Source organism: Alphaproteobacteria bacterium, assembly GCA_030739735.1.
In the GTDB taxonomy this organism is placed as follows: domain Bacteria; phylum Pseudomonadota; class Alphaproteobacteria; order UBA7887; family UBA7887; genus UBA7887.
In genome coordinates, this window is the sequence record JASLYQ010000021.1 from 23846 (window position 1) to 49401 (window position 25556).

The 25556-nt window shown below is 60.7% G+C and carries 21 protein-coding genes, 3 tRNA genes and 1 pseudogene; 17 read left to right on the forward strand and 8 right to left on the reverse strand.

What is annotated here, in order from left to right:
- Positions 1-9 precede the first annotated feature (9 nt).
- Genes QF629_10575 through QF629_10590 form a run of 4 tightly spaced genes read left to right on the forward strand, consistent with a single transcriptional unit; the run spans position 10 to position 4773 of the window.
- The gene (locus QF629_10575; protein MDP6013975.1) at positions 10-783 is read left to right on the forward strand and encodes an ABC transporter ATP-binding protein; all 774 of its coding nucleotides are present in this window, start codon (positions 10-12) and stop codon (positions 781-783) included.
- On the forward strand, positions 756-2591 hold the full coding sequence (locus QF629_10580; protein ID MDP6013976.1) for a long-chain fatty acid--CoA ligase: 1836 nt from the start codon (positions 756-758) through the stop codon (positions 2589-2591). Before QF629_10575 ends, QF629_10580 begins: the two co-directional genes overlap by 28 nt.
- Positions 2592-2618: 27 nt before the next feature.
- On the forward strand, positions 2619-3785 hold the full coding sequence (locus QF629_10585) for an ABC transporter substrate-binding protein (GenBank protein ID MDP6013977.1): 1167 nt from the start codon (positions 2619-2621) through the stop codon (positions 3783-3785).
- Between the two features lie 4 nt (positions 3786-3789).
- On the forward strand, positions 3790-4773 hold the full coding sequence (locus QF629_10590) for a dipeptidase (GenBank protein MDP6013978.1): 984 nt from the start codon (positions 3790-3792) through the stop codon (positions 4771-4773).
- 50 nt (positions 4774-4823) lie between these two features.
- On the opposite strand, the pseudogene QF629_10595 reads toward QF629_10590, so the two are convergent.
- Both QF629_10595 and QF629_10600 read right to left on the reverse strand, forming a co-directional pair.
- Positions 4824-4871, reverse strand: a pseudogene (locus QF629_10595) (hypothetical protein).
- A 79-nt stretch (positions 4872-4950) separates the two neighbouring features.
- Positions 4951-6906: an acetoacetate--CoA ligase gene (locus QF629_10600; protein MDP6013979.1), complete on the reverse strand. Its 1956-nt coding sequence runs from the start codon at positions 6904-6906 to the stop codon at positions 4951-4953.
- Positions 6907-7193: 287 nt separating this feature from the next.
- On the opposite strand from QF629_10600, the gene QF629_10605 reads away from it, so the two are divergent.
- A complete protein-coding gene (locus tag QF629_10605) occupies positions 7194-8381 on the forward strand; it encodes an acetyl-CoA C-acyltransferase (protein ID MDP6013980.1) in 1188 nt (395 codons plus the stop codon).
- A 174-nt stretch (positions 8382-8555) separates the two neighbouring features.
- Here the strand turns inward: QF629_10605 and QF629_10610 are convergent, their stop codons facing one another.
- Both QF629_10610 and QF629_10615 read right to left on the reverse strand, forming a co-directional pair.
- Positions 8556-9965, reverse strand: coding sequence for an amidase family protein (locus tag QF629_10610; GenBank protein ID MDP6013981.1), 1410 nt, complete (start codon positions 9963-9965; stop codon positions 8556-8558).
- Positions 9958-11148 (reverse strand): aminotransferase class V-fold PLP-dependent enzyme, encoded by a 1191-nt coding sequence (locus tag QF629_10615; GenBank protein MDP6013982.1) that lies wholly within the window; start codon positions 11146-11148, stop codon positions 9958-9960. Before QF629_10615 ends, QF629_10610 begins: the two co-directional genes overlap by 8 nt.
- Before the next feature lie 396 nt (positions 11149-11544).
- Between QF629_10615 and QF629_10620 the strand changes: the two genes are divergently transcribed.
- The 3 genes from QF629_10620 to QF629_10630 all read left to right on the forward strand — a co-directional run bounded on the left by QF629_10620 (position 11545) and on the right by QF629_10630 (position 15171).
- Complete coding sequence (locus QF629_10620) at positions 11545-11766, forward strand: hypothetical protein (protein ID MDP6013983.1); 222 nt, start codon at positions 11545-11547, stop codon at positions 11764-11766.
- On the forward strand, positions 11763-14627 hold the full coding sequence (locus tag QF629_10625) for an FAD-linked oxidase C-terminal domain-containing protein (protein ID MDP6013984.1): 2865 nt from the start codon (positions 11763-11765) through the stop codon (positions 14625-14627). The genes QF629_10620 and QF629_10625 overlap by 4 nt, the downstream gene beginning before the upstream one ends.
- 367 nt (positions 14628-14994) lie before the next feature.
- Complete coding sequence (locus tag QF629_10630) at positions 14995-15171, forward strand: hypothetical protein (protein ID MDP6013985.1); 177 nt, start codon at positions 14995-14997, stop codon at positions 15169-15171.
- Here the strand turns inward: QF629_10630 and QF629_10635 are convergent.
- Positions 15158-15862: a histidine phosphatase family protein gene (locus tag QF629_10635; GenBank protein MDP6013986.1), complete on the reverse strand. Its 705-nt coding sequence runs from the start codon at positions 15860-15862 to the stop codon at positions 15158-15160. The two genes, QF629_10630 and QF629_10635, sit on opposite strands and share 14 nt — an antisense overlap.
- A 199-nt stretch (positions 15863-16061) precedes the next feature.
- Here QF629_10635 and QF629_10640 point away from each other — a divergent pair, with 199 nt between their 5' ends.
- The 6 genes from QF629_10640 to QF629_10665 all read left to right on the forward strand — a co-directional run bounded on the left by QF629_10640 (position 16062) and on the right by QF629_10665 (position 22928).
- Positions 16062-16604, forward strand: coding sequence for a BON domain-containing protein (locus tag QF629_10640; GenBank protein ID MDP6013987.1), 543 nt, complete (start codon positions 16062-16064; stop codon positions 16602-16604).
- A gap of 207 nt (positions 16605-16811) precedes the next feature.
- Positions 16812-17336, forward strand: a complete 525-nt coding sequence (locus QF629_10645) for a prepilin peptidase (protein MDP6013988.1) — start codon at positions 16812-16814, stop codon at positions 17334-17336.
- Between the two features lie 861 nt (positions 17337-18197).
- Positions 18198-19148, forward strand: coding sequence for an ABC transporter ATP-binding protein (locus QF629_10650; protein ID MDP6013989.1), 951 nt, complete (start codon positions 18198-18200; stop codon positions 19146-19148).
- Between the two features lie 15 nt (positions 19149-19163).
- On the forward strand, positions 19164-19898 hold the full coding sequence (locus QF629_10655; GenBank protein ID MDP6013990.1) for an ABC transporter permease subunit: 735 nt from the start codon (positions 19164-19166) through the stop codon (positions 19896-19898).
- A gap of 36 nt (positions 19899-19934) precedes the next feature.
- Complete coding sequence (locus QF629_10660; protein ID MDP6013991.1) at positions 19935-21818, forward strand: Gldg family protein; 1884 nt, start codon at positions 19935-19937, stop codon at positions 21816-21818.
- Positions 21819-21833: 15 nt separating this feature from the next.
- Positions 21834-22928: a DUF4340 domain-containing protein gene (locus QF629_10665; GenBank protein MDP6013992.1), complete on the forward strand. Its 1095-nt coding sequence runs from the start codon at positions 21834-21836 to the stop codon at positions 22926-22928.
- 100 nt (positions 22929-23028) lie between these two features.
- On the opposite strand, the gene QF629_10670 is transcribed toward QF629_10665, so the two are convergent.
- From QF629_10670 to QF629_10680, 3 genes are all read right to left on the reverse strand, one after another.
- Positions 23029-24048, reverse strand: a complete 1020-nt coding sequence (locus QF629_10670) for a cobalamin-independent methionine synthase II family protein (protein ID MDP6013993.1) — start codon at positions 24046-24048, stop codon at positions 23029-23031.
- A 12-nt stretch (positions 24049-24060) separates the two neighbouring features.
- A tRNA-Thr gene (locus QF629_10675) sits at positions 24061-24136 on the reverse strand.
- Positions 24137-24165: 29 nt separating this feature from the next.
- Positions 24166-24906, reverse strand: coding sequence for an RNA methyltransferase (locus tag QF629_10680; protein ID MDP6013994.1), 741 nt, complete (start codon positions 24904-24906; stop codon positions 24166-24168).
- Between the two features lie 122 nt (positions 24907-25028).
- Here QF629_10680 and QF629_10685 point away from each other — a divergent pair.
- From QF629_10685 to QF629_10695, 3 genes are all read left to right on the forward strand, one after another.
- Positions 25029-25114 (forward strand) — tRNA-Tyr (locus QF629_10685).
- 41 nt (positions 25115-25155) lie between these two features.
- Positions 25156-25229 (forward strand) — tRNA-Gly (locus tag QF629_10690).
- Positions 25230-25276: 47 nt separating this feature from the next.
- Positions 25277-25556 (forward strand): GTP-binding protein (locus QF629_10695; protein MDP6013995.1); only part of this gene is annotated, 280 nt, incomplete at its 3' end.

A 25556-nucleotide genomic window follows, 5' to 3' on the forward strand; every position in this document is an offset into this window, starting at 1 on the left:
GGGGATGCGATGACCGAGCCGCTGCTGCGCTTGAGCAATGTCGAAACCAGTTACGGGCCAATCCAGGCCATACGCGGTGTCAGCCTGAAGGTGTCGGAAGGCACGATCGTTACCGTGCTCGGCGCCAACGGCGCGGGCAAGACCACCGTGCTCAAGACCATCTCTGGTGTCATGGATCCGGACAAGGGCACCGTCACCTTCGAGGGCAAGGAGATCCAGCGCCGCGACCCGGATAAAGTGGCACGCCTCGGAATTGCCCATGTGCCGGAAGGGCGTGAGGTGTTTCCCTATCTCAGCGTGCGCGAGAACCTGATGATGGGCGCCTATGCGCGGCGCGATCGCGATACCGTCGTTGGCGACCTTGCGCGTATCCATGACTATTTTCCGGTGCTTGCCGAGCGTGACTCCCAGGAGGCGGCAAGTCTGTCCGGCGGCGAGCAGCAGATGCTGGCCATTGGCCGAGCTCTGATGGCGCGCCCGAAGCTGCTGCTGCTGGACGAGCCCTCGCTCGGCCTTTCGCCGATCCTGATGCAGGAGATCTTCGCCATCATCGCGCGCGTCAATGTGGAGGAGGGCACCGCCATACTTCTGGTGGAGCAGAACGCCCACATGGCGCTGGAAATCGGCGAGAAGGGCTACGTGCTTGAAGTTGGCCGGATCGTCGTGGAGGATAGTTGCGCGCGGCTGCGCGAGCAGAAGGACATCCAGGAATTCTACCTCGGCAAGCAAGACCAGGGCGTGCGTGGGGAAAAACGATGGAAGCGCAAGAAGCTGTGGCGCTAGGGAAGGACAGGGAGCACACGGTTGCCACCCTGTTTCGCGAGAAGGTGCGCGAAGGTGGCGACGCGGTCGCGCTGCGCGAGAAGCACCTTGGCATCTGGCGCAGCATCAGCTGGCGCGAGTTCGGCGCGCGCGCGCGCGCTCTTGGCCTCGGCCTAGTCTCGCTTGGGCTTGAGCTTGGCGACAAGGTCTGCGTCCTGAGCGAGAACAATCCGGAATGGCTTTATGCCGATTTCGGGGCCATCTGCGCGGGTGGTGTGGTCTCAGGCATCTATCCCACAGACGCGCCCAACCAGGTTGCCTATATCGTCGAAAATTGTGAGGCCAAGTTCCTCTTTGTCGAGGATGACGAGCAGCTCGACAAGGCGCTCGAGGCACGCGACGACATGCCTAATCTGATCAGGATAATAGTTTTCGACATGGAGGGTTTGCACGAGCTTGAGGATGCTCTGGTGATGAGCCTTGACGACCTCTTCGTCCTTGGCGAGACGCTGCACCAGGAGGATGCGGCGCTTTGGGACTGGCGCATCGACCAAGCGAAGTCCGAGGACCTCGCCATCCTGGTCTACACTTCGGGTACCACGGGCCCACCGAAGGGGGCGATGATCAGTCACCACAATCTTATTTATCAGGCCGTCAACTTCACCCCGTTGCTGCCGGCTGAACCGGGCGATGACCGGCTATCTTTCCTACCGCTTTGCCACATTGCCGAGCGCGGCATGGCGTATATCTCGCTTTATGCCCGCATCACCACCAACTTCGCCGAGAGCGTCGATACAGTTGCCGAAGATCTGCGCGAGGTGCAGCCGCGCGCCGTGGTCGCGGTGCCACGAATCTGGGAGAAGTTTTATTCCGCGATCACCATTGCGGTGGGCGACGCGACCTGGTTGCAGAAGCTCGCCTACGGCAAGGCAATCGAGGTCGGGCTGGCTGCGGTCGAGCGCGAACTCGAAGGCCAGAAGGTACCGTTGGGCCTACGTATCAAGCGCAAGTTAGCCTACTGGCTGGTGTTGAAAAACATCCGCCGCATGATCGGCGTCGATCGCTGTAAATGGCTGGCCACGGGCGCCGCCCCCATCGCACCAGACCTGATCAAGTGGTATCTCGCGCTTGGCTTGCCGATGCTGGAGGCCTATGGCCAGACCGAGAGTGCCGGCATCGCCACGCTCGCGACGCCCGATGCCATCAAGCTCGGCACCGTGGGGCGTACGGTGCCGCATGCCGAGATCCGCATATCGGACGAGGGCGAGATCCTCATCGGCGGTGATATCGTCTTTATGGGCTATTATCGCAACCCGGAAAAGACCGCCGAGACGATCCGCGACGGCTGGCTGCACACCGGCGATGTCGGCAGCCTTGACAATCAAGGGTATGTACGGATCACCGACCGCATGAAAGACATTATTATCACCGCTGGCGGTAAGAACATCACACCATCCGAGATCGAAAACCAACTCAAGTTCAGCCCCTATATCTCGGATGCGGTGGTGATCGGCGACGGCCGTAAGTTTCTCTCATGCCTGATCATGATCGACCACGACACGGTCGTGAAATACGCCCAGGATAATGCCGTCCCCTTTACCAATTTTGCCAGCCTGACGCGCGCGCTTGAAGTGGTTGATCTGATCAACGCCGAGGTCGAGGCTGTGAATACAAAATTTGCCCGCGTTGAGACGATAAAGACCTTTCGTCTGATTGATCAGCAGCTCGACCCCGAGGACGAGGAGTTGACCCCGACCATGAAGCTCAAGCGCAGCTTCGTCAGCAGCAAGTACAAGACACTTATCGACGAGATGTATCAGGCCGCCTGAGAGCGGTAGCGAATGGGAGGATCTATTATGAAAACAGGTATCACGCTAATCGCCGTTCTGGCTGCGGCTATTGGGCCGCTTGCTACAGCCGCTGCGGACCAGGGTGTCAGCGACGACGAGGTCGTAATCGGGACACATCAGGATCTCAGTGGTCCGATCACCTTCTGGGGCGTGCCGGTGCGTAACGGCATGGTCATGGCGGTCGAGGAGATCAACACCGCTGGTGGCATCCACGGCCGCTCACTCAAGCTGGTAGTGGAAGATTCTGGCTACGATCCAAAAAAGGCGGTGCTAGCGACCCAGAAGCTACTCAATCGAGATGAGATCTTCGTCATGGCCGGCGCTATGGGTACGCCGACAGTCCTCGCCTCGATGCCACTCGTGTTGCGACAGGGCCTGGCGCATGTTTTCCCGTTGACCGCGGCGAAGCAGATGTACGAGCCTTTCGACAAGCTCAAGTTCGCTCTCTTTGCCCCCTACTATCACGCCATGCGTGCGGGCACGAAGTGGATGGTAGAAAACCACGGTAAGACCCGCGTCTGCGCGCTCTACCAGGACGACGAGTTCGGTCTCAACGGGCATCGCGGCGTCGTCGCCCAGCTCGAGGCGATGGGCATGGCACTGGTTGAGACCACCACCTACAAGCGCGGTGCCACGGACTTCTCGAGTCAGATTGCCCGCCTGCGCGCCGCCGAATGCGACTTGGTGACGTTGCAGTCAGTTATCCGCGAGACCGTTGGCTCAATGGCTGAGGCGCGTAAGATCGGCTGGGATGTCGACTTCTTGGTCAATCAGGCGGGCTACGCGCCCGAGGTGGTGATGCTCGGCAAGGAGGTCGTCGAAGGGCTCTACGCCATGGGCATGACGCCGATCCCCGATTACGACAGCGCCAGCACCGACGTGCAGGCTTGGATGGATCGCTACAGAGAGCGCTTCGATGCCGATGCCAACATCCAGGCGGTAGCTGGCTACCAGGTGATTCAGCTGACCGCGCTCGGCATGCAGAATGCCGGTCCCGATCTCTCCACCGATAGCTTCGTTGCCGGGCTCGAGAAAATCCAGGGCTATACGGACATGTTCGGCGCTGCGCCCGCCAGCTTCGGGCCCGAGCGCCGGCTCGCCGCGGAGACGGTTTTCGTCAACCGGGTCGAGGGTGGACGCTGGGTGCAGCTTACCGAGCCGATCGGGTTCTGAGGCCGTGACGGCCGCCGCCGCCCTGCACGGGGAGACGCTCGTCATTGACGGGCTGGTGGTCTCCAACTGGGGCCCAGATGTTTTTCGTTCCATGCAGGCTGGTGGGCTCACCGCAGCCAACTGCACCTGTTCGGTGTGGGAAAACACGGCAGACACCCGCGCCAACGTGGCGCGCTGGCGGGATTGGTTCGAGGCTCATGACGACCTCATCCTGCCGGTGTGTGGGGTCGCGGACATCCATGCTGCCAAGGCTGCCGGTAAGGTCGGGATCATTCTCGGCTTCCAGAACACCTCGGCCTTTGAGGACCGCCTGGAGCGGGTGGCGGAGTTTAAAGAGACAGGCGTTGGTATCGCCCAGATCACCTACAACACCCAGAACCTGGCCGGCAGCGGCAGTTACGAGACGCGCGACGGCGGGCTGTCGGATTTTGGCCGCGAGATGGTGGCCGAAATGAACCGCGTAGGTATGCTCTGCGATCTAAGCCATGTCGGTCCGGTCACCTCACGCGACGTCATTGAGGTCTCTGAGCGGCCTGTCGCCTACACCCACTGCCTACCCGCCGGCCTGCGGTCGCATCCGCGTAACAAGAGCGATGATGAACTGCGCTTCATGGCGTCCCGTGGCGGCTTCGTCGGCGTCACCATGTTTCCGCCCTTCCTCGCCCGCGGCACCGAGGCCACCCTTGTCGACGTGGTGGCGGCGATCGATTACGTTATCGCGCTGATAGGTGAGGACTGCGTCGGCATTGGCACCGACATGACGCAAGGCTATGGCGACGATTTCTTCGAGTGGATCACCCGCGATAAGGGCTACGCGCGCAAGCTGACGGAGTTTGGCGAGATCAGCTTCCCGGACGGCTTTGCCTCGCTCGCCGACTACCCGGCGCTGACCGCCGCCATGCTGGCCTCCGGCTGGTCAGAGGCCAAGACCCGTAAGGTGCTCGGCGAAAACTGGCTGCGCTTTCTGAAAGAGGTTTGGCAGGCATAGGTGCGGATGTCGGTGGTGTTGTTTTTATCGCTCTTAAGCCGCCAAACAAAGCCCAGCGCGGCCTCTGCCAACGCGTTGATCTCGTCGAGTCCACTCAAGAATCGGCTAAGTGCGGGTCGACAGTATCGGGCGCGACAATGCGCCCGATATTGATTTCTGTTAAATGACAGTCAGACATTAATCTCTCAGATCCACACGGTCCCTATAGAGGTCGAGCGCTTGCGGATTGTCGAGCGCCTCGATGTTCTTAATGGTGCGGCCATGTACTACCTCGCGCACCGCAAGCTCGACGATCTTGCCACTCTTGGTACGCGGGATATCGGCTACCTGCAGCACCTTGGCCGGCACGTGCCGCGGCGTGCAGCCCTCGCGGATACGCGCCCTGATCTCCGCCGCCATGTCGTCGTCGAGGGTGAGGCCGTCACGTAGCTTGACGAACAGCACTACGCGCACGTCGCCATCCCAGTCCTGGCTGATGACTATCGATTCCGCTACTGCCTCAATCTGCTCGACCTGCCGGTATATCTCTGACGTGCCGATGCGCACGCCGCCGGGGTTCAACGTAGCATCCGAGCGACCGTAGACGATCACGCCGTCGTGCTGGGTGAGTTCGACATAATCGCCATGGTGCCAGACGCCGGGATAGCGCGCGAAATAGGCGGCGCGATAGCGCGCGCCGTCGACATCATCCCAGAAGCAGATGGGCATCGACGGAAACGGCTTGGTACAGACCAGTTCGCCCTTCTTGCCGCGGATCGGCCGGCCGGAGCTGTCGAACACGTCCATTGCCATCCCCAGAACGCGTGCCTGGATCTCGCCACGCCAAACTGGGCCGGTGGGATTGCCTGCCATGAAGCAACCGAGAATGTCTGTGCCGCCGCACATAGACGAGAGACAGACGTCGTCCTTGATGTGCGCGTAGACGTAATCGAAGCTCTCCGGTAACAGGGGTGATCCGGTCGAGAGCACCGAGCGCAAGGCCCCCAGATTATGCGTCGATTTTGGGTCAAGGTTAGCCTTGGCTAGCGCGTCTATATATTTCGCCGAGGTGCCGAGCACGGTTGCTTGCTCAGCTTCTAGATAGTCAAATAGGATATTAGCGTCAGGATAGAACGGTGCGCCGTCATAGAGCAGAAGCGTTGCCTCTGAGGCCAACGCCGAGACTAGCCAGTTCCACATCATCCAACCACAGGTGGTGAAGTAGAACACGCGTTCGTTCGGTGTTATGTCGCAGAGCAAACGATGCTCGTTCAAGTGCTGCAGAAGTGTGCCGCCGACCCCGTGCACGATACATTTGGGCTTGTCCGTGGTACCGGAGGAATACATGACGTAAAGCGGCGTATTGAAGGGCACGCGGGTGTAGGCGATGTCGTCCGCCTTGTAGGGTGCGATGTAGTCGGCAAGCGACACCGCGTCGATATCTACCGACTTGCCAAGATAGGGTACCACGACGATGCGCTCGATTGTCGGCAGCTCGGCCGCGAAGGTCGCGACACGGGCGAGCGATTCGTGGCTTTTGCCGTTGTAGTGATAGCCGTCGGCGCAAAACAGCAGCTTGGGTTCAGTCTGGCTGAAGCGGTCGAGCACTCCCTGGTCGCCAAAATCGGGCGAGCACGAGGTCCAGGTTGCACCCAGCGAGGTGGTGGCGAGCATGGCAATGACGGCCTCCGGCAGGTTGGGTATAAAGCCTGCCACCACGTCACCCTTGCTAATGCCGTCAGCCGCCAGTGCCTGGGCGAGGAGCGAGGTCGCGGCGTGCAACTCATCCCACGACAGCCGCCGCTTTACCTTATTCTCGCCCCAGAAGACGATGGCGTCGCCGGCGCCGCGACGGCGCAGCAGGTTCTCGGCAAAATTCAGCCTGGCGTCCGGAAAGAAGCGTGCGCCGGGCATGGCGTCCATATTCTCGATCGCAACATTGCCGGGCCCGTCGCCGATGACCCCGCTAAAGTCCCAGATCGCCCGCCAGAAGGTCTCGCGGTCGCCGACCGAGAAGTCCCACAGCGCTGCATAATCAGCCACGTCCACGCTCCAGTCGCGGCGCAGCGCGGCCATGAAGGCGGTTAGATTCGCGCTCTTGATGCGCTCGGGTGAGGGCTGCCACAGTGGCTGCGGATCGTTTGACAGGGTCATTGTAACTCCTCACCTGGGCGGCTCGCACCTTGGGTCGATGGTTGCCATTCGGTATATCCAGCAAGGAAGTCAAGGGCTATGCCTCCACCTTGCGGATGGCCCTTGACTTCCTTGCTGGATATGCCACCCGCTCAACATCGACTCAAGGCGCTTCGAGCGTTGTTGCTATCTTGGGCATCTCGCACTTGCACAATAAACTTTGACGCTTTTCGCACTTGCACCATTTATGTATAGTCGCGGCCGTCGTCGTAAGGGCGGGTTTCAGATTCAGCGGGAGAGATAGAAACATGGCTGAAGATCCGATCGTCATTGTGGGCATGGCGCGCACGCCGATGGGCAGCTTTCAAGGAACGTTGGCGGCCTGCTCGGCGGCCGAACTTGGTGCGGTTGCCGTTTCCGGCGCGCTGGAGCGCGCGGGAATCGCGGCGGGCGATGTCGACGAGGTGGTGATGGGCTGCGTGTTGCAGGCGGGCCAGGGCCAGGCGCCTGCGCGCCAGGCTTCGATCGGCGCCGGCATTCCCAATTCTACGGGCGCGACCACGGTCAACAAGATGTGCGGCTCCGGCATGCGCGCGACCATGTTCGGCCATGACATGCTTGCCGCCGGCACTGCTGACGTGGTGGTCTCGGGCGGCCTTGAGAGTATGACCAACGCGCCGTATTTGCTGCCTAAAGCCCGTGGTGGCCTCCGCATGGGCCACGCCGAGGTCAAGGACCATATGTTCCTCGATGGCCTTGAGGATGCTTACGACAAGGGCAAGCTGATGGGCGTTTTTGCCGAGAACACGGCGGAGAAATATCAGTTCAGCCGCGAAGACCAAGATCAGTTTGCCATCCGCTCGCTGGACCGCGGAAAGACCGCCAACGAGGACGGTTCTTTCGCCGCCGAGATGGTGCCGGTAACCGTCAAGACCAGAAAAAACGAGATGGTGGTCGAGCGCGACGAGCAGCCGTTTAGCGCCGACACCAGCAAGATTCCCAATCTGCGCCCGGCCTTCAAAAAGGATGGCACGGTGACTGCGGCCAATTCGAGCTCGATCTCGGACGGCGCCAGCGCGCTGGTAATGATGCGCTGCTCCGAGGCTGAGAAGCGTGGGTTGACGCCGCTCGCCACCATCGTTGCCCACACCGTCAACGCGCACGAGCCCGAGTGGTTCACCACGGCGCCCGTCGGCGCCATCACCAAGGTGCTGGGAAAGGCCGGCTGGTCCAAGGACGAAGTCGATCTCTGGGAGATCAACGAGGCCTTCGCGGTGGTCACTATGGCAGCAATGAAGGAGCATGCGCTGTCCCCCGACATCGTTAATATCCACGGTGGCGCTTGCGCCATGGGCCACCCCATCGGCTCCTCGGGCTCACGCATCATTGCAACGCTGATTGGCGCTATGCAAAAGCACAACCTCAAGAAGGGAGTTGCAACCTTGTGTATTGGTGGTGGCGAGGCGACGGCGATGGCGATCGAACGGGCTGCGTAAGGTCAAGCGTAAGCTAAGACGAAAGGGCGCTCTCTAAAGACAGCGTCTTTCGCGTTATCTAGGTGTGAGTAATAATTCTCCTTGCCACCGACCCCGGAAACCGTCATCTCGATGGATCAAAGGCCGGTCATGCACTAACAATCAGCATGGACTATTGTCCATGGAGGCTAAACACTAACGCGGATCCATCGGCACCATGGCGGCGAAGTTGTGTGCGTCTTCGAAGGCAAGCGCGGCGGCAATCAGTTGGTCCTCACGCCGTGGCGGTGCTACCATCTGTGCGCCGATCGGTCGGCCGTCTGTGCTGAAGGCACAGGGGACCGAAATGGCAGGGCAACTCGTGAGCGTGATTGCCGAGCAAATCAACAGCCAGTCGATATAGGTCTCTAAGCAGATGCCCTCGACCTCCTCGAGCCAGCGTATGCTGCTATCGAACGGCGGCGTTACCGCAGCCGGGCAGAGCAGCAGGTCATGGTCTGCGAAAAACTCCGTGGCATTGTGGAAGATCTGACTACGGGCGAGTTGGGCCCGGCTGATCTCCCTGCTAGTCAGTGCGCGGCCCGCCTCGATGTTCCACACCACCTCCTCCTTGAGCAGATCGCGGTGATTATCGAGCAGGGCGCCGTGGCCTGAGGCGAAGCCCAGCGCGCGCAGCACATGAAAGGTATCGCGCGCTTGCGATAGATCTGGACAGGCCTCCACGACTTCGGCGCCAAGATTGGCGAAGGCCTCTGCTGCTCGCGCGATGGCGCTGCGCACTTCCGCCGTCACGGGCACGATGCCGCCGAGATCTGGACTGAAGGCGACGCGCTTCGGCACCACGGCCTTGATATCGGCATATGGGCTTGCTGGTACGGGTAGGGACTGTGGATCGTCCGCATGTTGTCCGACCATGGCGTCGAGCATCAGCGCCGTATCGGCGACGTTGCGCGCCATTGGGCCCTGCACTGCCATGTCCGCGAAAGGTAGGTTAGCCGGGCCGTGGGCGATACGGCCGGGGCTCGGGCGCAAGCCGATGACCGAGCAGAAGCTGGCCGGATTGCGCAAGCTGCCGCCGAGATCGCTGCCTGTGGCGAGCCAGACCTGGCCCGCCGTCAGCGCTGCTGCTGAGCCGCCCGATGAGCCGCCCGGCGTCAAGGTGCCATTCCAAGGGTTCTGCGTTTGCCCGAAGACCTCGTTGAAGGTCTGCGAGCCGGCGCCAAGCTCCGGCGTGTTGGACTTGGCGAGGACCACCGCGCCGTTGGCTTCCAGGCGCTGGACAAGGTAGTCGGAAAAGGCCGAGATATTCTCGGCAAAGATCGGCGACCCGTGGGTGGTGCGTACGCTCTCGACTTCGACCAGGTCCTTCACGGCGATGGGCAGGCCGTGTAGGTAGTGTGGTGCCGCGTCACTCGGTGCCTTGGCCATGATGCGCTTGGCGTGCTCGCGTGCGCGCTCAAGGCATAGTGTCGGGAGTGCGTTGAGCGTGCCGTCGGTCTTGGCAATACGGGCTTCCGCCGCGTCGATCAGCTCGAGCGACGAGACCTCGCCTAGGCGTAGTTTTTCGACAGCCTCACATGCGCTCAGGCCTATCAGCTCATCCATCGCTCTTTCCTGCAAGAAAATCGATTGCGGCGGCAACACCACCTGACTCATGAGGTACACCCGCAGTGCCGAGCGCCAGCTCGACCGTAGCCAGGGTGCCGAGGATCATTGCCTCGTTGAGGTCACCAAGATGGCCGATGCGAATCACACGTCCGGCCAGCTTCATCAAGCCGCCGGCAAGCACTAGATTATAGCTGTTTAGACAATGCTTGCGGAACGCGTCGGCGTCTACGTTTTCCGGTAGGAAGAATGCCGTGACCGAGTTGGAATGCTCGCGCGCGTCCTGTGGAACCAGCGTATAGCCCCAGCCTGTAACGGCTGCACGTACGGCGTCGGCAAGGCGCGCATGGCGGGCGAAGCAGACCTCAAGCCCTTCTTCTTCCAGCATGTCGAGCGCTTCCGTCAGACCGAACATCAGGCTCATGGCGGGGGTGCAGGGAAAAGCCGGATTGGTACCGTCGGGCAGCACCTGGCGCCAGTCGAAATAATTGCGTGGCCGCTCGACAACCTGCGAGGCGTGCCACGCCTTTGGACCGATGGCATTGAAGCTCAGGCCGGGCGGGAGCATCAGACCCTTTTGCGAGCCGCCGATCGTCACATCGACGCCCCAGTCGTCCATGCGGAAATCGATCGACGCGGCTGACGAGATGGTGTCGGCTAGCAGCAGGGCGGGGTGCTGTGCCGCGTCCATGGCTTGGCGGATCTCGGCAAGCCGGCTGGTGATTCCCGTGGAAGTCTCGTTGTGCACGATGGCAACCGCTTTGATGGCATGCGCTCGGTCGTCCGTCAGTGCCGTGCAGATGGCGTCAGGGTTGGCGCCGTGGAGCCAGTCGCCCGGCAGGGAGTCGACGGCGATGCCGTAGCTCTCCGCCATTGCTTTCCACATGTGCGAGAAGGCGCCGGTTTCGGCCATCAGCACGCGCTCGCCGGGTGCGACGGTGTTGACCAGCGCTGCCTCCCATGCGCCATGCCCGGCGGATGGGAAAATTACCACGGGTGATTTCGTGCAATAGACATCCTTGAGCCCCGTCAGACAGCGCATTGCCAGAGCCCGGAACTCGGGCCCGCGATGATCGACCGCCGCTCGGTCCATGGCGCGCAGAATGCGTGGTGGCATCATGGTCGGTCCCGGCGTATGCAGGAACTGCCGGCCCCGGGCTGCGGCGGCCTTGCGCTCGGTCATCTGTCAGCCTTTTCTCCCGCCTCATTGACGGGCGCGCACCCTAACTGAGCGGCGCGGAACAAGGAAGGATCACTCAGGCGGCGGTGCGCTACCCGGCATCGGCGTAATCCGCTACCGCTTTTTGCCCGTGTATCCACGGCCTACTTTGGCGGCGCCGTCGTTCCGGGGAGGGCTGAGTGTTAGAGACAGCAAGACCGCATGACGTGCGTCTGTACGAGCGCCCAGTTCGGTCGCACCTGACGTTTTGTTTCGGCTTCATCGCTGAGGCCGAGGCACTGAGGGGCTTCGCGTGTGTGCGGGTCCAGAGCGAGGATGGCGCGAGGTGTTGGTAGTCTATATGCGGACATTTTAACCCGCCCGACACCTAGATCGTCTGCGCTGATCGGCGTTACCCACATGCAGTGTAACGGCTATCATTACGCCGACGGCCTCGCCGGCGTGCCTGAGAGCAAGGCCGCGGCCCTTCTCGACGCCCACCTTGGCGTCTATCATCGCGCCGAAGGGGTGGCACGCCTGACGATAGGAAAGGGGAAGGTGACGCTTGGCTCGCTCGTTTGTTGCGGTTTCGCGACAGCGGCCGAGCCAAACTGGGTGGCAATGGAGACGATGGTGGAATGATGATTAACTCGGCATCAGACAGCGTTTTGGCACGGCGGCTCGCGCGCGCGCTCGAAGGCGAGGTGCTGTTCGACGCTTTCAGCCGCGGGCGCTATGCCACCGATGCCTCAATCTACCAGATCACGCCGCTCGGGGTGGTGGTGCCGAAAAGTGTCACCGATATCGAGGCAGCGGTGAGCATCGCGGTGGAGGAAGGCGTGGCCGTATTGCCGCGCGGCGGCGGCACCTCGCAATGTGGCCAGACCGTCGGCGAGGCGCTGATCGTCGATACGTCGAAATATCTCAACGGCATTCATGACATCGATGCTGGGGCACGGCGTGCGACGGTCGAGCCGGGTCTGGTTCTCGATCAGCTCAATGGCCAACTCGAGCAACACGGCCTGTTTTTTCCCGTCGATATCTCGACCGGCAACCGAGCGACGCTCGGTGGTATGGCTGGCAACAACTCCTGCGGCGCGCGCTCGATCCGCTACGGCAACATGGTGCACAACGTGCACGCCATCGAAGCGTTGGTCAACGGCGCCCGTCACCGCTTCGCCCCGGCGCCGGGTAATTTTGACGGCCTCGACGGTACGTCCGCCTATGCCGCGCTTGTGCAGGACATGCGGGCACTGGCCGCACGCGAGGCGGACGAGATCGCGGCGCGATTTCCAAAGCTGCTACGCCGCGTCGGCGGCTACAACATCGAAACCATCGCAGCCGACGGCCACAACATGGCGAACCTGCTGGTCGGCTCGGAAGGCACGCTTGGCTTCTTCACCAGGTTGGAACTCGACCTGCAGCCGCTACCGGTGCACAAGGTGCTCGGTATCTGCCATTTTGCTTCCTTGCACGATGCCATGGCGGCGACCCGACATATCGTTGCGCTTGGCCCCAGTGCGGTGGAGCTTGCCGACCGGGCGCTGATGGATCTCGCCCGCGACGTGCCGCTTTTTGCGGCGACCATCGAGCGCTTCATCAAGGGACAACCCGAGGCGGTTCTCCTGGTTGAGTTCGCCGGTGACAATTTTGAGCTGCAGCAACGGTTACTTACACAACTTGGTGAGCTGCTCGGCGATCTCGGCCACAGCGATGCGGTGGCCGAGGTTATCGACGGTGCCGAGCAGTCGCAAATCTGGGATATGCGCAAGGCGGGCCTCAACATCGTCATGTCGATGAAAGGCGAGGGCAAGCCCGTATCCTTCGTCGAGGACTGTGCAGTGCCGCTCGAAGACCTGGCGGAATATACTGACCGCCTGACAGCGATCTTCGCCAAGCACGGCACGCGCGGCACTTGGTATGCGCACGCCTCGGTGGGCTGCCTGCATGTGCGTCCGGTACTCAACATGAAGGAGGAAGGTGGGGCTAAAAAGATGCGCGCCATTGCGGAAGAGGCCTTCGAGATGGTGCGTGAATACAAAGGTTCGCATTCCGGAGAGCATGGTGACGGCTTGGTACGCTCCGAGTTTCACGAGGCCATGTTTGGCCCGCGCATTGTCGAGGCTTTCGAGGCGGTAAAAGACCGTTTCGACCCTGTGGGCACCTTCAACCCAGGTAAGATCGTGCGCCCACTGCGCATGGACGACCGCACATTGTTCCGCTATGCGCCCGGCTATGCATCGCTGTCCCACAAGCCGGTGTTCGATTGGTCGGCCTGGGGTGGGCTGCTGCCGGCGGTAGAGATGTGCAACAACAACGGCGCCTGCCGCAAGGCCTCGCGCGGCATCATGTGTCCGAGCTATCGCGCCACCGGTGACGAGCGGCATGTGACGCGAGGCCGCGCCAACAGCTTACGATTGGCTTTGTCGGGCCAGCTGGGTGCCGATGCGCTCGGCTCGGACGCCATGGCAGAGGCGATGTCGCTCTGTCTCTCGTGCAAGGGTTGCAAGCGCGAATGCCCGACCGGCGTCGATATGGCGAAGCTTAAGATCGAAGTGCTGGCGAGGTCCCAGAAGCGACTACGTGATCATCTGATTTCATACTTGCCACGCTATGCACCATGGGCATCACGTTTTCGTTGGTTAACAAATCTGCGTAACCGCTCTAATCTTTTACGCCACCTAGGTGAGCGTATCGGCTTCAGCGCTCGTCGCGATCTGCCAGAATGGCATGCACGCCCCTTCCTGGAGACGCCACGAGCGGAGCGCGAGGGGCCAGAAGTTGCCCTCTTCGCAGACACCTTCAACACCTGGTTCGAGCCGAAGGTGCCGCGCGCCGCACTTATCGTGCTCAACGCCGCCGGCTGCCGCGTCACTGTCGTGCGCGCCCCGACGGGTCGACCCCTTTGCTGCGGTCGCACAGCGCTCGCCGTCGGCGATATCGCGGTAGCGCGCAAGGAGATAGAGCGGTCGTTGGCAGTGCTGGCACCGCTGGCGCAGCGTGGTGTTCCCATTCTCGGTCTCGAGCCGTGTTGTCTCTATACCTTGCGCGATGAATGGCCGGCGCTGTTGCCCGGTCCCAAGACCGATGCTGTCGCAGCACAGGCGCAACTGTTCGAGAGCTATCTTGTCGAGACCGACGTCGCATTGCCATTCGCTGAGCAATCGGGAACGAGGGTGATGGTGCACGACCATTGCCACCAGAAGGTCTTCGCGGCGGCGGGTGATACAACCGAGATGCTCAGGCGCGTCCCCGGTCTTATGGCCGAGCCAATCGAGTCGACATGCTGTGGCATGGCCGGCGCCTTCGGCTATCAGACAGAGACCTACGAGATCTCCATGGCCGTAGGCGCTCTCGACCTGTTCCCAGCACTCGATGTTGCGCCCGTCGACGCCCTCGTTGTTACCGACGGCACCAGCTGCCGCTGCCAAATCGCTGACGGTGCCAGGCGCCAAGCTGAGCACGTCGCGGTCGTTCTAGCGCAGGCTTTGTCTCATGCCTAACAATTCCCACGGTTTTCTGGTACGACAACATAACCTGCGGCCTTAGCCTAGATGCCCGACACTGGGGCACGTGGCATTGCTGGTTGATGCTAGGTATCGACCATATTCTGGAGTGGTTGCGCTGTAACGGCGATGGTTTTCTCTCCCGCATGGTGCTGGTGACGCTCACCTTAGAGGACATGACCGACCAGTACTTTCTGCCATCACCCGCCCCATTACGGCGCGAACCCATGGACCGTTCGGTCGGTGTTTATAGCGAATTGCATGCGGCAACGCCCATGCGGTGCTCAATGCGGTCTTCCATCCAGCTCAGTTCTTGAACGGCCTGGCGCCGACTCTGGGGGTCTAAGCTCTCGGTGCCATTAAGTTGCACGTGCCCTTGTATCTACCAGTGGCAGCCCAGCTCAAGTTCGATATTTTTGGTGGTGTGCAGACGTTATACGTCGCTGAATTGACGCTGGCACTCGAAGCGGTCGAAGTTACCATTTGGCGCGAGGGCGACATCTTCCACGGCCTAGCTGGGAGCGCTACTATGGTCGCGTAATGAGCGCAGCGCAGACGGTTTCCATGCTGGTGCAGTTGAGGCCCAACTTGGAGAGGTTATAGGGTGTGAGATTTACCGCCTTGATCAGGCGCCGCACGATCTCGCCGTCGGCTAGGTCAACGTCGATGATGTTTATGCAGCCCATGTCCTGCTCGAAGCTGCCGAGGGTGGCAAGCCCCGCGCCGCAGGCCCAGCCGAGTAGGGCGCGGTTCACGCCATCGTGCGCGACCACCAGCATGGTGGTCCAGACTGGCTCCTTGAGTAGCTCCAGAAAGCCACCGACTACCCGCGCCTCGAACTCGGTAAAGACCTCGCCGCCGGCCATGCGGGCGCCGGGTAGATGGGCTGATTCCAGCCCGTAGATCAGTTCCGCCTCGATACGGTCGCGGGGAATATTGGAGAGCTTGCCGAGACGCATCTCGGCGAGGGCGGGGCGCTCTTCGATGCCGTCGGCTCGCAGACCCATGACCAACTCTGCGGTTTGGCGCGTGCGCGCCAGGCCGGAACAGACCACTTTATCGATATCGACACTCGCCAACACTTGCGCGGCCGCCTCAGCCTGGGCCCTGCCATCGGCGGTCAGCAAAACGCCATCCGGCTCCAGCGGCTGGCCGCCGTCGTCGAAATAGCGTACTTCGCCATGGCGCATAAGGTAGATTCGATGTCGTCCGCTGGTTCCGTGTAGCACCATGACTTCCTAATAACATTCGGATTTACGCACTCTATGTAGTGTGACCGTTTTGGTCGAGGGGAGAAGAGGTTGGAAATGCGGGGAGTGCAATAGTTTGTTAATGGTGTGGCGACTGGGTGGTCGCAGGGAGGTTGGATTGCGCGGGAACGTCCATCACAGGACTGGGGCATCGGCTTTCGGATGGCTATTGTCGGCCATAATGTTGGTTGCCGCCTGCGCGCCAAGCACTTTGCCGATCGGGGGTGCGGGTAGCGGCGAGCGCGTGGTCGTCGCAGACAGCGACGCGACGACATTGGCTGACGATAACATGATCACATTAGAGCTGAACAAGCGCCTGATCGAATATGGCGCGGGGCTGTTCAAGGATATTAGGACGGTCGTGTTCGAGGGGCGAGCGCTGCTGCTGGGGCGCGTCACTGAGCCTGACGACCGGCAAGTGGCTGTTGCTGTGGCGACGCGCGTGGAGACCGTCAAAGAGGTCATCGACGAGATCTACGTCGGTAGCGAGAGTGGTGTTGGAACCTTCCTCAATGACGTGGTGATCGAGAAGTCTATCGCCGACAATTATGCCCTCGAGCAATCCATTCGTGCGGCGCATTATCGCGTACGCGTGGCTGAGGGAGTTGTCTACGTGATCGGCCGTGCCGCGAACCAGGGTGAGCGGCAGCGCGCCTTGGCCATTGCAGGTGGGACCGACAATGTCAAACTGGTGATCAACCACATCATGGTGGGGGCGAGATAGTCTGTCCCCTATAACTGGATCGCTTGGCCGAAGTGTCGGTGCCGCTATGGTGGTGAACACAACAGCATCGGCAATCACTCGTGGTGCGTCGTTGTGCGGGACATTCGCATCTGCGCATGGTGGCATCTATGTGGCCAGTGCGTTGCGTTTTAGTGCTGCCGAAATAGTGATAGTCGCGTCATGGCTTCCGAATCGGCCGCATGAGCCATGAGCGTCTTTTCTAGCCTTGCGCTTGGCATATCGGCCGTTGTCCTGGTCATGGCCATGATTTATGGCGCAGTGAGCGATCTCGGCCGCTTTACGATTCCCAACTGGGTTCCGTTGTTGGCGGTGGCCGCGTTCTTCGTGGCGGCGTGGGCGGCGGGTCTCGATGTTCAGCAGATTGCCGTGTCGTTGGGTATAGGGCTGTCTTGCCTGACGGTCGGAATCGCAGCCTTCGCGCTCGGGGTGTTTGGCGGCGGCGACATAAAGCTTTTCGCCGCGGGCGCCGTTTGGACTGGTTGGTCGGCATTTGCGCCATATGTAATGGCGGTTGCAGTTGCTGGCGGCATTCTGTCTCTAATTTTATTGCTGTTCCGACACCTGCCGCTGGGCTCCCGGCTGGCCAGGGTGGACTGGGTCGGCGCGTTGCATCGGCCAACCGAGCCGGTGCCATACGGCGTGGCGATTGCCACGGGAACGGTTGTTTCACTGCCACGCTCTCCAGTCATGGCGGTTCTGATCGGTGGTTAATTTCGGTAAGTACGACGTATCTGCACTATCGTTGCGGTTTTACAATAGTATACGAAGTGATATCACCTATGGATGCAGCTTGCACTGCTTGAAAGCTTTGTTAAGATTATGTTGTGATATTAATCGGTTAGAGGTCAGGCATCAATATTCCCGTAATCTGTCTGATGGAACCTGAGGTGCCACGAGGTCTTTCTCGACAGAATGAAACGTATGGTCATAAAAATTATGAATTAAGTAATGTACTTATTATACGAATCTATTATGAGTTTTATAAAATATAAGATGTGAATATATGAGTTACTATCGAATCGTCTCTAGTAAGCTCTGGCACACCGATGGCTTGTCGAGCTCGGCAAGGACGACAGTGCAGGTTGAGGGGGCTGTGGTAAAAATGTCGATCTGGTTGGAGCAATGGACGAGGCGTTGAGTGTGCCACTTGGGAAAATAGGTTTTGCAGCTAGCGCCGCGACGCCAGTGCGGTCGAGTTTGCTATCCTTTTGCCTCTGAGTGGCACCAACAAGACCACGATCACCAAATCTGGTCCAGTGCAGCCTACAAAGTGTTGATGTCAGGGTGAGCCTTGTCGGCAACCATCCACAACACTGTTGTCACCGAAAATGGAATAAGGATTGGACTTTGACTAAATTTTATCTATTTGCCAGCTTTGCGGGGCCGCCAATTGTAGCAATCTCAATCCTACGACATGTATCAAATTCGTGCGCTTTGTGAAATCTATAGGCAATCCTCTTGAATCCTTAGGGATGTTTTTCTACCTATCACCTCGTGTTGGGCCTGCACGGATCACGACAGCGGCGGTGCGGGTTAATTTGTGGCATGCCTGAGGAGGAGACCATGGCGGCTCTGATCGAAATCGAGGGTCTCAGCAAGCGCTTCGGCGATTTGCTCGCCGTTGACGATGTGAGTTTTGCTGTCGACCGGGGTGACGTGCTGGGTTTCCTTGGCCCAAATGGAGCCGGCAAGACCACCACCATGCGCATGATCACTGGCTTTTTGAACCATGACGGTGGTCGAATCTCCGTTTGTGGGCACGACGTGACCAGCGAGGACATCGCAGCTAAGACTGCCATCGGCTATTTGCCCGAGGGTGCGCCGCTCTATGGCGATATGACGCCGCGGGCGCTACTCGCCTTTGTCGCCTCGGTGCGTGGCATGAGCGCATCTCGAGCGCGCGAGCGGACGGACTGGGCAGTATCGCGTCTCGGTATCGAAAGCGTTTTCGACCAGCCTATGGATACGCTGTCAAAAGGTTATAAACGCCGCGTCGGCTTGGCGCAGGCTTTGCTGCACGATCCGGAAGTGCTGATCCTCGATGAACCCACCGACGGTCTTGATCCCAACCAAAAACACGAAGTGCGCAGCCTGATAGCCGATATGGCACAGGACAAGGCCATCATCATCTCGACCCATATCCTAGAGGAAGTGGACGCGGTCTGCTCGCGCGCTGTCATCATCAGCCGCGGCAAGCTGGTCGCCGACGGCACACCCATCGAGCTGGCGGCGCGGTCGCGCTATCACAATGCGGTAACTTTGACTCTGCGCGGCATCGGGGCGCTAGAGGCGCAGAGCAGCTTGGCGTCGATCTCCGGCGTCGCGGAAGTGGCCTTCAGCGACAACGAGACGGGCGTGACGCGGTGCACGCTGTTTCCGAAAGCCTCGGCCGCCATCATCGCCGAGGTCAGCGCCCACGTCAGCAGTGTTGGCTGGGAGGTCGATCAGATGTGGGTCGAGAGCGGTCGTCTCGAAGAGGTGTTCCGCAACATCACTACCGGCGCGTCCGCCGGTGCCAAATAGGCGGGAGCCGGCCAGATGAGCACGGTTATGAGCATTTTTCGGCGCGAGCTTGGGGGCTATTTCGCGACCCCCGTCGCTTACGTCTTCATCGTCATCTTCCTACTGCTAAACGGCATGTTCACCTTTTACATGGGTAATTTTTACGATCGAGGCCAGGCGGATTTGCAGCCCTTCTTTAGCTGGCATCCCTGGTTGTACCTGTTTCTGGTGCCGGCATTGGGCATGCGGCTTTGGGCCGAGGAGAGGCGTACCGGCACGCTGGAACTGCTCATGACCCTACCGATCTCGGTGACCCAAGCCGTGCTCGGTAAGTTTTTGGCGGCCTGGGCCTTCGCGGCAATCGCGTTGGCACTCACCTTCCCGATATGGATCACGGTGAATTATCTCGGCCAGCCGGATAACGGCCTGATTGTTGCTGGTTATTTTGCCAGCCTGCTCATGGCGGGCGGCTTCCTGGCCATCTCATCCTGCATCTCGGCCATGACTAAGAACCAGGTCATCGCTTTCGTGGTTTCCGTTGTGGTCTGTTTCCTGTTCACCGTCAGCGGCCTGCCCTTCGTGTTGGACTTCTTCGCTGGCTGGGCGCCGCAGGCGCTCGTCGAGACCATTGCCTCGTTCAGTTTTCTGGGCAATTTCAACGACATGATGCGCGGCGTGATCGATCTTCGTCACATCACTTATTTCGTTTCCCTGATCGCTGTCTGGCTGTTCGTCAATGTAATTGTCGTCAATAACACGAAGGGGGTGTGAGGGCATGGTTGCGCGGACTGAGAAAGGTATCAGCTCATGACTTCGGCGCGCCGACTTAGCGCTTGGGGAGCCGTGGTCGTTGCGGCAGTTCTGTTTGTGACGCTTAACGTGCTTAGCCAGACGGTCCTGCGCGGTGCTCGGCTGGATCTTACCGCTGAGGGGCTCTATACGCTGTCCGACGGAACACGCTCAGTGATCGGTGCTGTCGATGAGCCGATCACGGTGCGCTTCTTCTTCAGCGATGGCCTGGCGAGCGCGGTACCGACCATTAGCCAATATGCGCGGCGGGTACAGGAGCTTCTGGAGACCTATGCTGCGGTCTCGAATGGTGCCATCACCTTGCAGGTGATCGACCCGGAGCCGTTTTCCGATACGGAAGACGAGGCTGTGGCCTTCGGCCTGCAGGGTGTACCGTTGAATACCTCCGGCGATCGCCTGTATTTCGGCATGGCGGCGACAAACACTACCGATGACGCGGAGATCATCCCCTTTTTCCAGGATCAGCGCGAGCCGTTCCTCGAATACGACCTGACGCGCGCCTTCTACAATCTCGCTAACCCGAAGCAGAAGGTAGTTGGTCTGATCAGCAAGCTGCCCGTGAATGGTAGCGTGGATCCTCAAACTGGCAGCTTCACACAGCCCTGGGCTGTGGCCCAACAAATCAGCCAGCTGTTCAAGCTCAATGATCTCGGGACCGAAGTCATCGCGGTGCCTGAGGGGGTCGACGTGCTGTTGGTCGTCCATCCGCAAGATCTGCCAGAGACGACGCGCTATGCCATCGACCAGTACGTGCTCGGCGGTGGTAAGGCGATGATCTTCGTTGACCCGCATTCGGAAGTGGCGGCAGGGGCGCCGGATCCGTCCAATCCCATTCCCATGCACAACTCCAACCTACCGGAATTGTTCAAGGCCTGGGGTGTCGAGCTGGCGCCGGGCATGGTGGTCGGCGACCGCGAGTTGGCGCGGCGCGTGCGTACCGGTCCGCCCGATCGGCCCGAGGCTATAGACTACATCGCCTGGCTCGCCCTCGACGATCGCTTCGTCAATCGCGACGAGATGGTCACCAACCGCTTGACGCTGTTAAATCTCGCGAGCTCAGGCGCCTTCAGCCAGATCGAGGGCGCGGCAACCGAGTTTGTGCCGCTCGTGACTTCGTCGCAGGAGGCGATGCTGTTCGAGCGAGTGCAGATCCAGTTCGTGCCCAATCCCGCATCTCTGCTTGCCAACTTCGTTGCCAGCGGTGAGCAGTACACTTTGGCCGCACGCATCTCGGGTCCGGTTAGCAGTGCATTCCCTGATGGCAGACCGACGGAAGGCGTCGATACCGGGCGCGAACATATCGGCGAGTCGCAGGGCGATATCAATGTCGTCGTCGTGGCCGACTCCGATATCCTTCACGATCGCAGCTGGGTGCGCGTGCAGCAGTTTTCCGGGCAGGCCTATGCTGTGCCGGCGGCTGACAATGGCGCCTTCGTGGTCAATGCGATCGACGTCTTCGCAGGCTCGAGCGAGCTGATTGCCCTTCGTAGCCGTGGCGCCACGTCGCGGCCCTTTGAGGTGGTCCAAGATCTGCAGCGTCAGGCCGAGGACCAGTTCCGTGAGACAGAGCAAGTGCTTGAAGCTCGCATCGCCGAGACCGAGGCCAAGCTTGCGAACATGCAAAGTGGCGAGAACGTTGGTGGCAATGTGATCCTGAGTGAGGAGCAGACCCAGGCCATCGCCGACTTCCGCCGGGAGCTGGTTGCTACGCGCAAGGAGTTGCGCGACGTTCAACTCGCGCTGCGCAAGGATATCGAAGGACTAGGCTCGCGGCTGGCATTCCTCAATATTGCACTGGTGCCCTTGTTGATCGGCGGCGTCGCGATAATCGTATCGTGGGTGCGCCGGCAGCGCCGCCGCCGTGCGCATGCTATGGGTTAAACTGATGGATACATCATGCAGAACCGTAGTCTCTTAATTCTGGCTGGCCTTACTGCGATCGTCGTGATCGGTACCGTTTTCGCCGTCTCCACACGGGAGTCGGCGGTCGAGCGTGTTCTGGTAGAGAAGACGATCTTTCCTGAGCTCGGTAGCCGTATCAACGATGTTGCCGCGGTGGCCTTAACCACGGCCGACGGAACGTTTCGTCTCACTCGCGACGGGCAGGACTGGTTTGTCGCCGACAAAGCGGATTTCCCGGCGCGCGGTGAGCTGGTGCGCGAGATGCTGCTGCACCTGACGGAACTGACCGCGCTCGAGGCCAAGACCGCGAATCCGGAGCGCCATGCCAAGCTCGGGCTTGCCGCGCCTGATGCCGAGGAAGGTGTGGCTACCAAGGTTACCTTGCTTAACGATGATGACGGCGTGCTGGCCGAGCTGATGGTCGGCAACGCGGCGCGTGGCACGAATAACCAGCGCTATGTGCGGCGCTCGGATGACGACCAGACTTGGCTCGTGAAGAGCGCACTCGATCCCGGCAACGAGGTGAACGATTGGGTCGAAACGTTGCTGCTTCGCCTACCTTTGGAGCGCGTGCGCGGTGTGAGGATAGAGCACCCAGACGGGCAGGTTATCAACCTCTCAAAGGAAACGCCGAAGGATGCGGAGTTCGTTCTGGTGGAGATGCCCGAGGGTGCTAGTTTCAGCTCGCCGAAGACCATCGAGAACATGATCCGCTCGGTAACGGTGATGCGCTTCAACGAGGTTGTCGGTCTGTCGGAGATGCCGGAGCCGGACGACGGTCCTATCGTGACACGCTTCGATACCTTTGACGGCCAGACCGTGATCTTCACCCAGCACAAGGCGGGCGAAGAGACCTGGGTGAGGATTGAGACAAGCTACGATGCGGCGGCGGCAATGCCGGAGGAAGAGATGGATTTGGAGGACGATCCGCTGGAGGCAGCTTTGCCATTCGATGTCGAGGCAACGGTGGCGGAGGTGGCAGCAGTGACCGATTCCTGGGTCTTCGTGCTGCCGGATTTCAAGATCAGCCAGCTGAGCAAGCGGCTCGAAGATCTGATCACCATGCCGCCACCGGTCGAGGTCGAATAGCTTGCCGCCGGATCTGCTGATCGTCGGGTCATCCACACACCTGATCGCTCACACGGGGCACGTTCTTGGTCATGCTCTGCGGCTGGAAATTGGGTAGGTCTCAAAGACTGTTTCTGACGATGCGAGCGCCGGCAACGAGCGCCCGCATCTTTTCGTGCGCCAGATAGCGGGGCAGGGCGGAAAAGCCGCAATCTGCTGTCAGCCACAATCTCTCTGCCGGCACGTGATCCAGGCAGAGGCGGATGCGCTCGGCAACGTCGTTGGCGGTTTCCAGGCGCCAGTTCTTCACGTCGACAACACCGGCGGCGATCTCGAACCGCTCCACCAAGAGCGCCAGCAGTTCTATTTCGGCCATTTCTCGATTGGCGAACTCCAGTACCAGCTGCTCGCAGGCCAGCGAGGCCATGGCCGTCATCATGCGCCCGAAACGCCGGTCCGCACGGGGCCGTCCGGCATTGTTGCCAAAGCAAATATGTACGGCCCGACGTCCACTAATGTCCGAGAGCACCGCATTGACTGTGGCGGCGCTCTCTTCGGGCCCGAGGTCGTAGGGTGGATGGGGAAGGGACGGCTCGTCGAGCTGGATGAAATCAGCACCCGCTGCTGCCAGGGCCTCTACCTCGTTGCGTACGATGCGCGTGGTTGCATCGAGCACGGCTTTGCTGCCGACAGCGGCGGCATCGATGGCGCTGGCAAAGGTCAGCGGTCCGGGAAGGGCGACCTTGAGGGGGCGATCGGGGGCTAGTGCTTTGAGAACCGCAAAGTCTTGGGCGATGCCGAGTCCTTTCGGCGCTGTTGGTGGCGCTTCCGCGATAAACGCTGGTGCCATGTCGTAGCCTGGGATGCCGAGTCGACGCTGCGGTGCCATACGCACCAGGCCGTCAAGGCCATCGAACATGGAAAAGACAAAACGCTGGCGCCGCAGCTCACCATCACTGATGACGTCGAGGCCCGCCTCTATCTGATCCGCGACGGCGATGCGGATGCCATCGTCATAAAGCTCGGCGATATCGCCGGCGCCAAAGGCACCATTACGAATCTGGTGCTGGGCCGAGATCATCCAGCCGGGCGACGCATAGCTTCCGACCCCCATGGTCGGCAACAAAGGTAAATTTGGCATGCTGAGGCTCCATGGTGCCGGCGGCAGGACTTGAACCCGCAACCTATCGCTTACAAGGCGATTGCTCTACCAGTTGAGCTACGCCGGCATGGCGATGCGGACGATACCCCGAGGCGCTTACGGCGACAAGCGGACGATCTCGTAAAGCGCAGCGCTGGCCGCGGCCGAGACATTGAGACTTTCCACGGCGTCGCCGATCGGCAGGCGCACCAGCTCGTCGCAGGCCTCGGCGGTCAGGCGGCGTAAGCCCGCGCCTTCGGCACCGAGAACCAGGGCCGAACGGCGTACCGGCGCAGCTTCGGCCAGGCTGCGCGTCGCGGCGGCATCCAGCCCAAGAAGCCAAAATCCCGCTTCCGCGACCTGGGCCAGGCTGCGTGACAGGTTCGTCACCCGTATCAGCGGCAAGCGCTCCAGCGCACCCGATGCAGCCTTGGCCATGGCACCCGATTCCGATGGCGCGTGGCGGCTCGGTAGGATTATCGCTGCGGCGCCGAAGGCTGCGGCCGAGCGCATCACCGCGCCAACATTGCGCGGATCGCTAACCCTGTCGAGTACCACCAAAGGCGCGTCGGTACCCAGGATGGGCGCGAGTTCGGCTTCAGGCAGTGGCTGCACCAGCGCCGCGACACCTTGATGCACGGCATCTTTCGGCAACTGAGCGGACAGTACCTCGGCAGTGACGATGTCGGCCCCGTCGGGCGCTATGCCCGCTGTACTCAACAGAGTGACGATACGGCGTTCCGGGTTGTCCACGGCGGCGCCAACGGCGTGGCGTCCATAGAGCCAATATGGCGCGCCCGTAGCACCGGTTTCGGGGGCTTGGCGGCGGAGCCATCTGCGGCGTTTGCGTGCTACCATGGGAGAACCTACCTTTCGCATCGGGCCGCGACAACGGCATCAGCCCTAATCCGGTTGACAAGCCCAGGCTAATGTCGATAGTCCGCTCATTTGCCCGACGGCCCTGACAACCGATTCGGCGCGGAGGGGTGGCCGAGTGGTTAAAGGCAGCAGACTGTAAATCTGCCGACGTACGTCTACGGAGGTTCGAATCCTCCCCCCTCCACCATTTGGCAAAGTCGGCTGTGGCCTGCGGGCGTGGCGTTTGCTGCGGGTGTAGCTCAATGGTAGAGCCCCAGCCTTCCAAGCTGGTTACGTGGGTTCGATTCCCATCACCCGCTCCAAACCGGTCGCAGGGGCGTTGGCGTCAAGGAACGGAGTCATAAGAGCGATGGCGAAGGAAAAATTTGAACGTACGAAGCCGCACGTAAATGTTGGCACGATCGGTCATGTTGACCACGGTAAGACAACGCTGACGGCTGCGATCACGAAGGTGCTGGCCGAGTCTGGGGGGGCGGAGTTTACAGCCTATGATGAAATCGATAAGGCTCCGGAGGAGCGGGAGCGCGGTATCACGATCGCGACGGCGCATGTGGAGTACCAGACGGAGGCTCGGCACTACGCGCATGTAGATTGTCCCGGTCATGCGGATTACGTGAAGAACATGATCA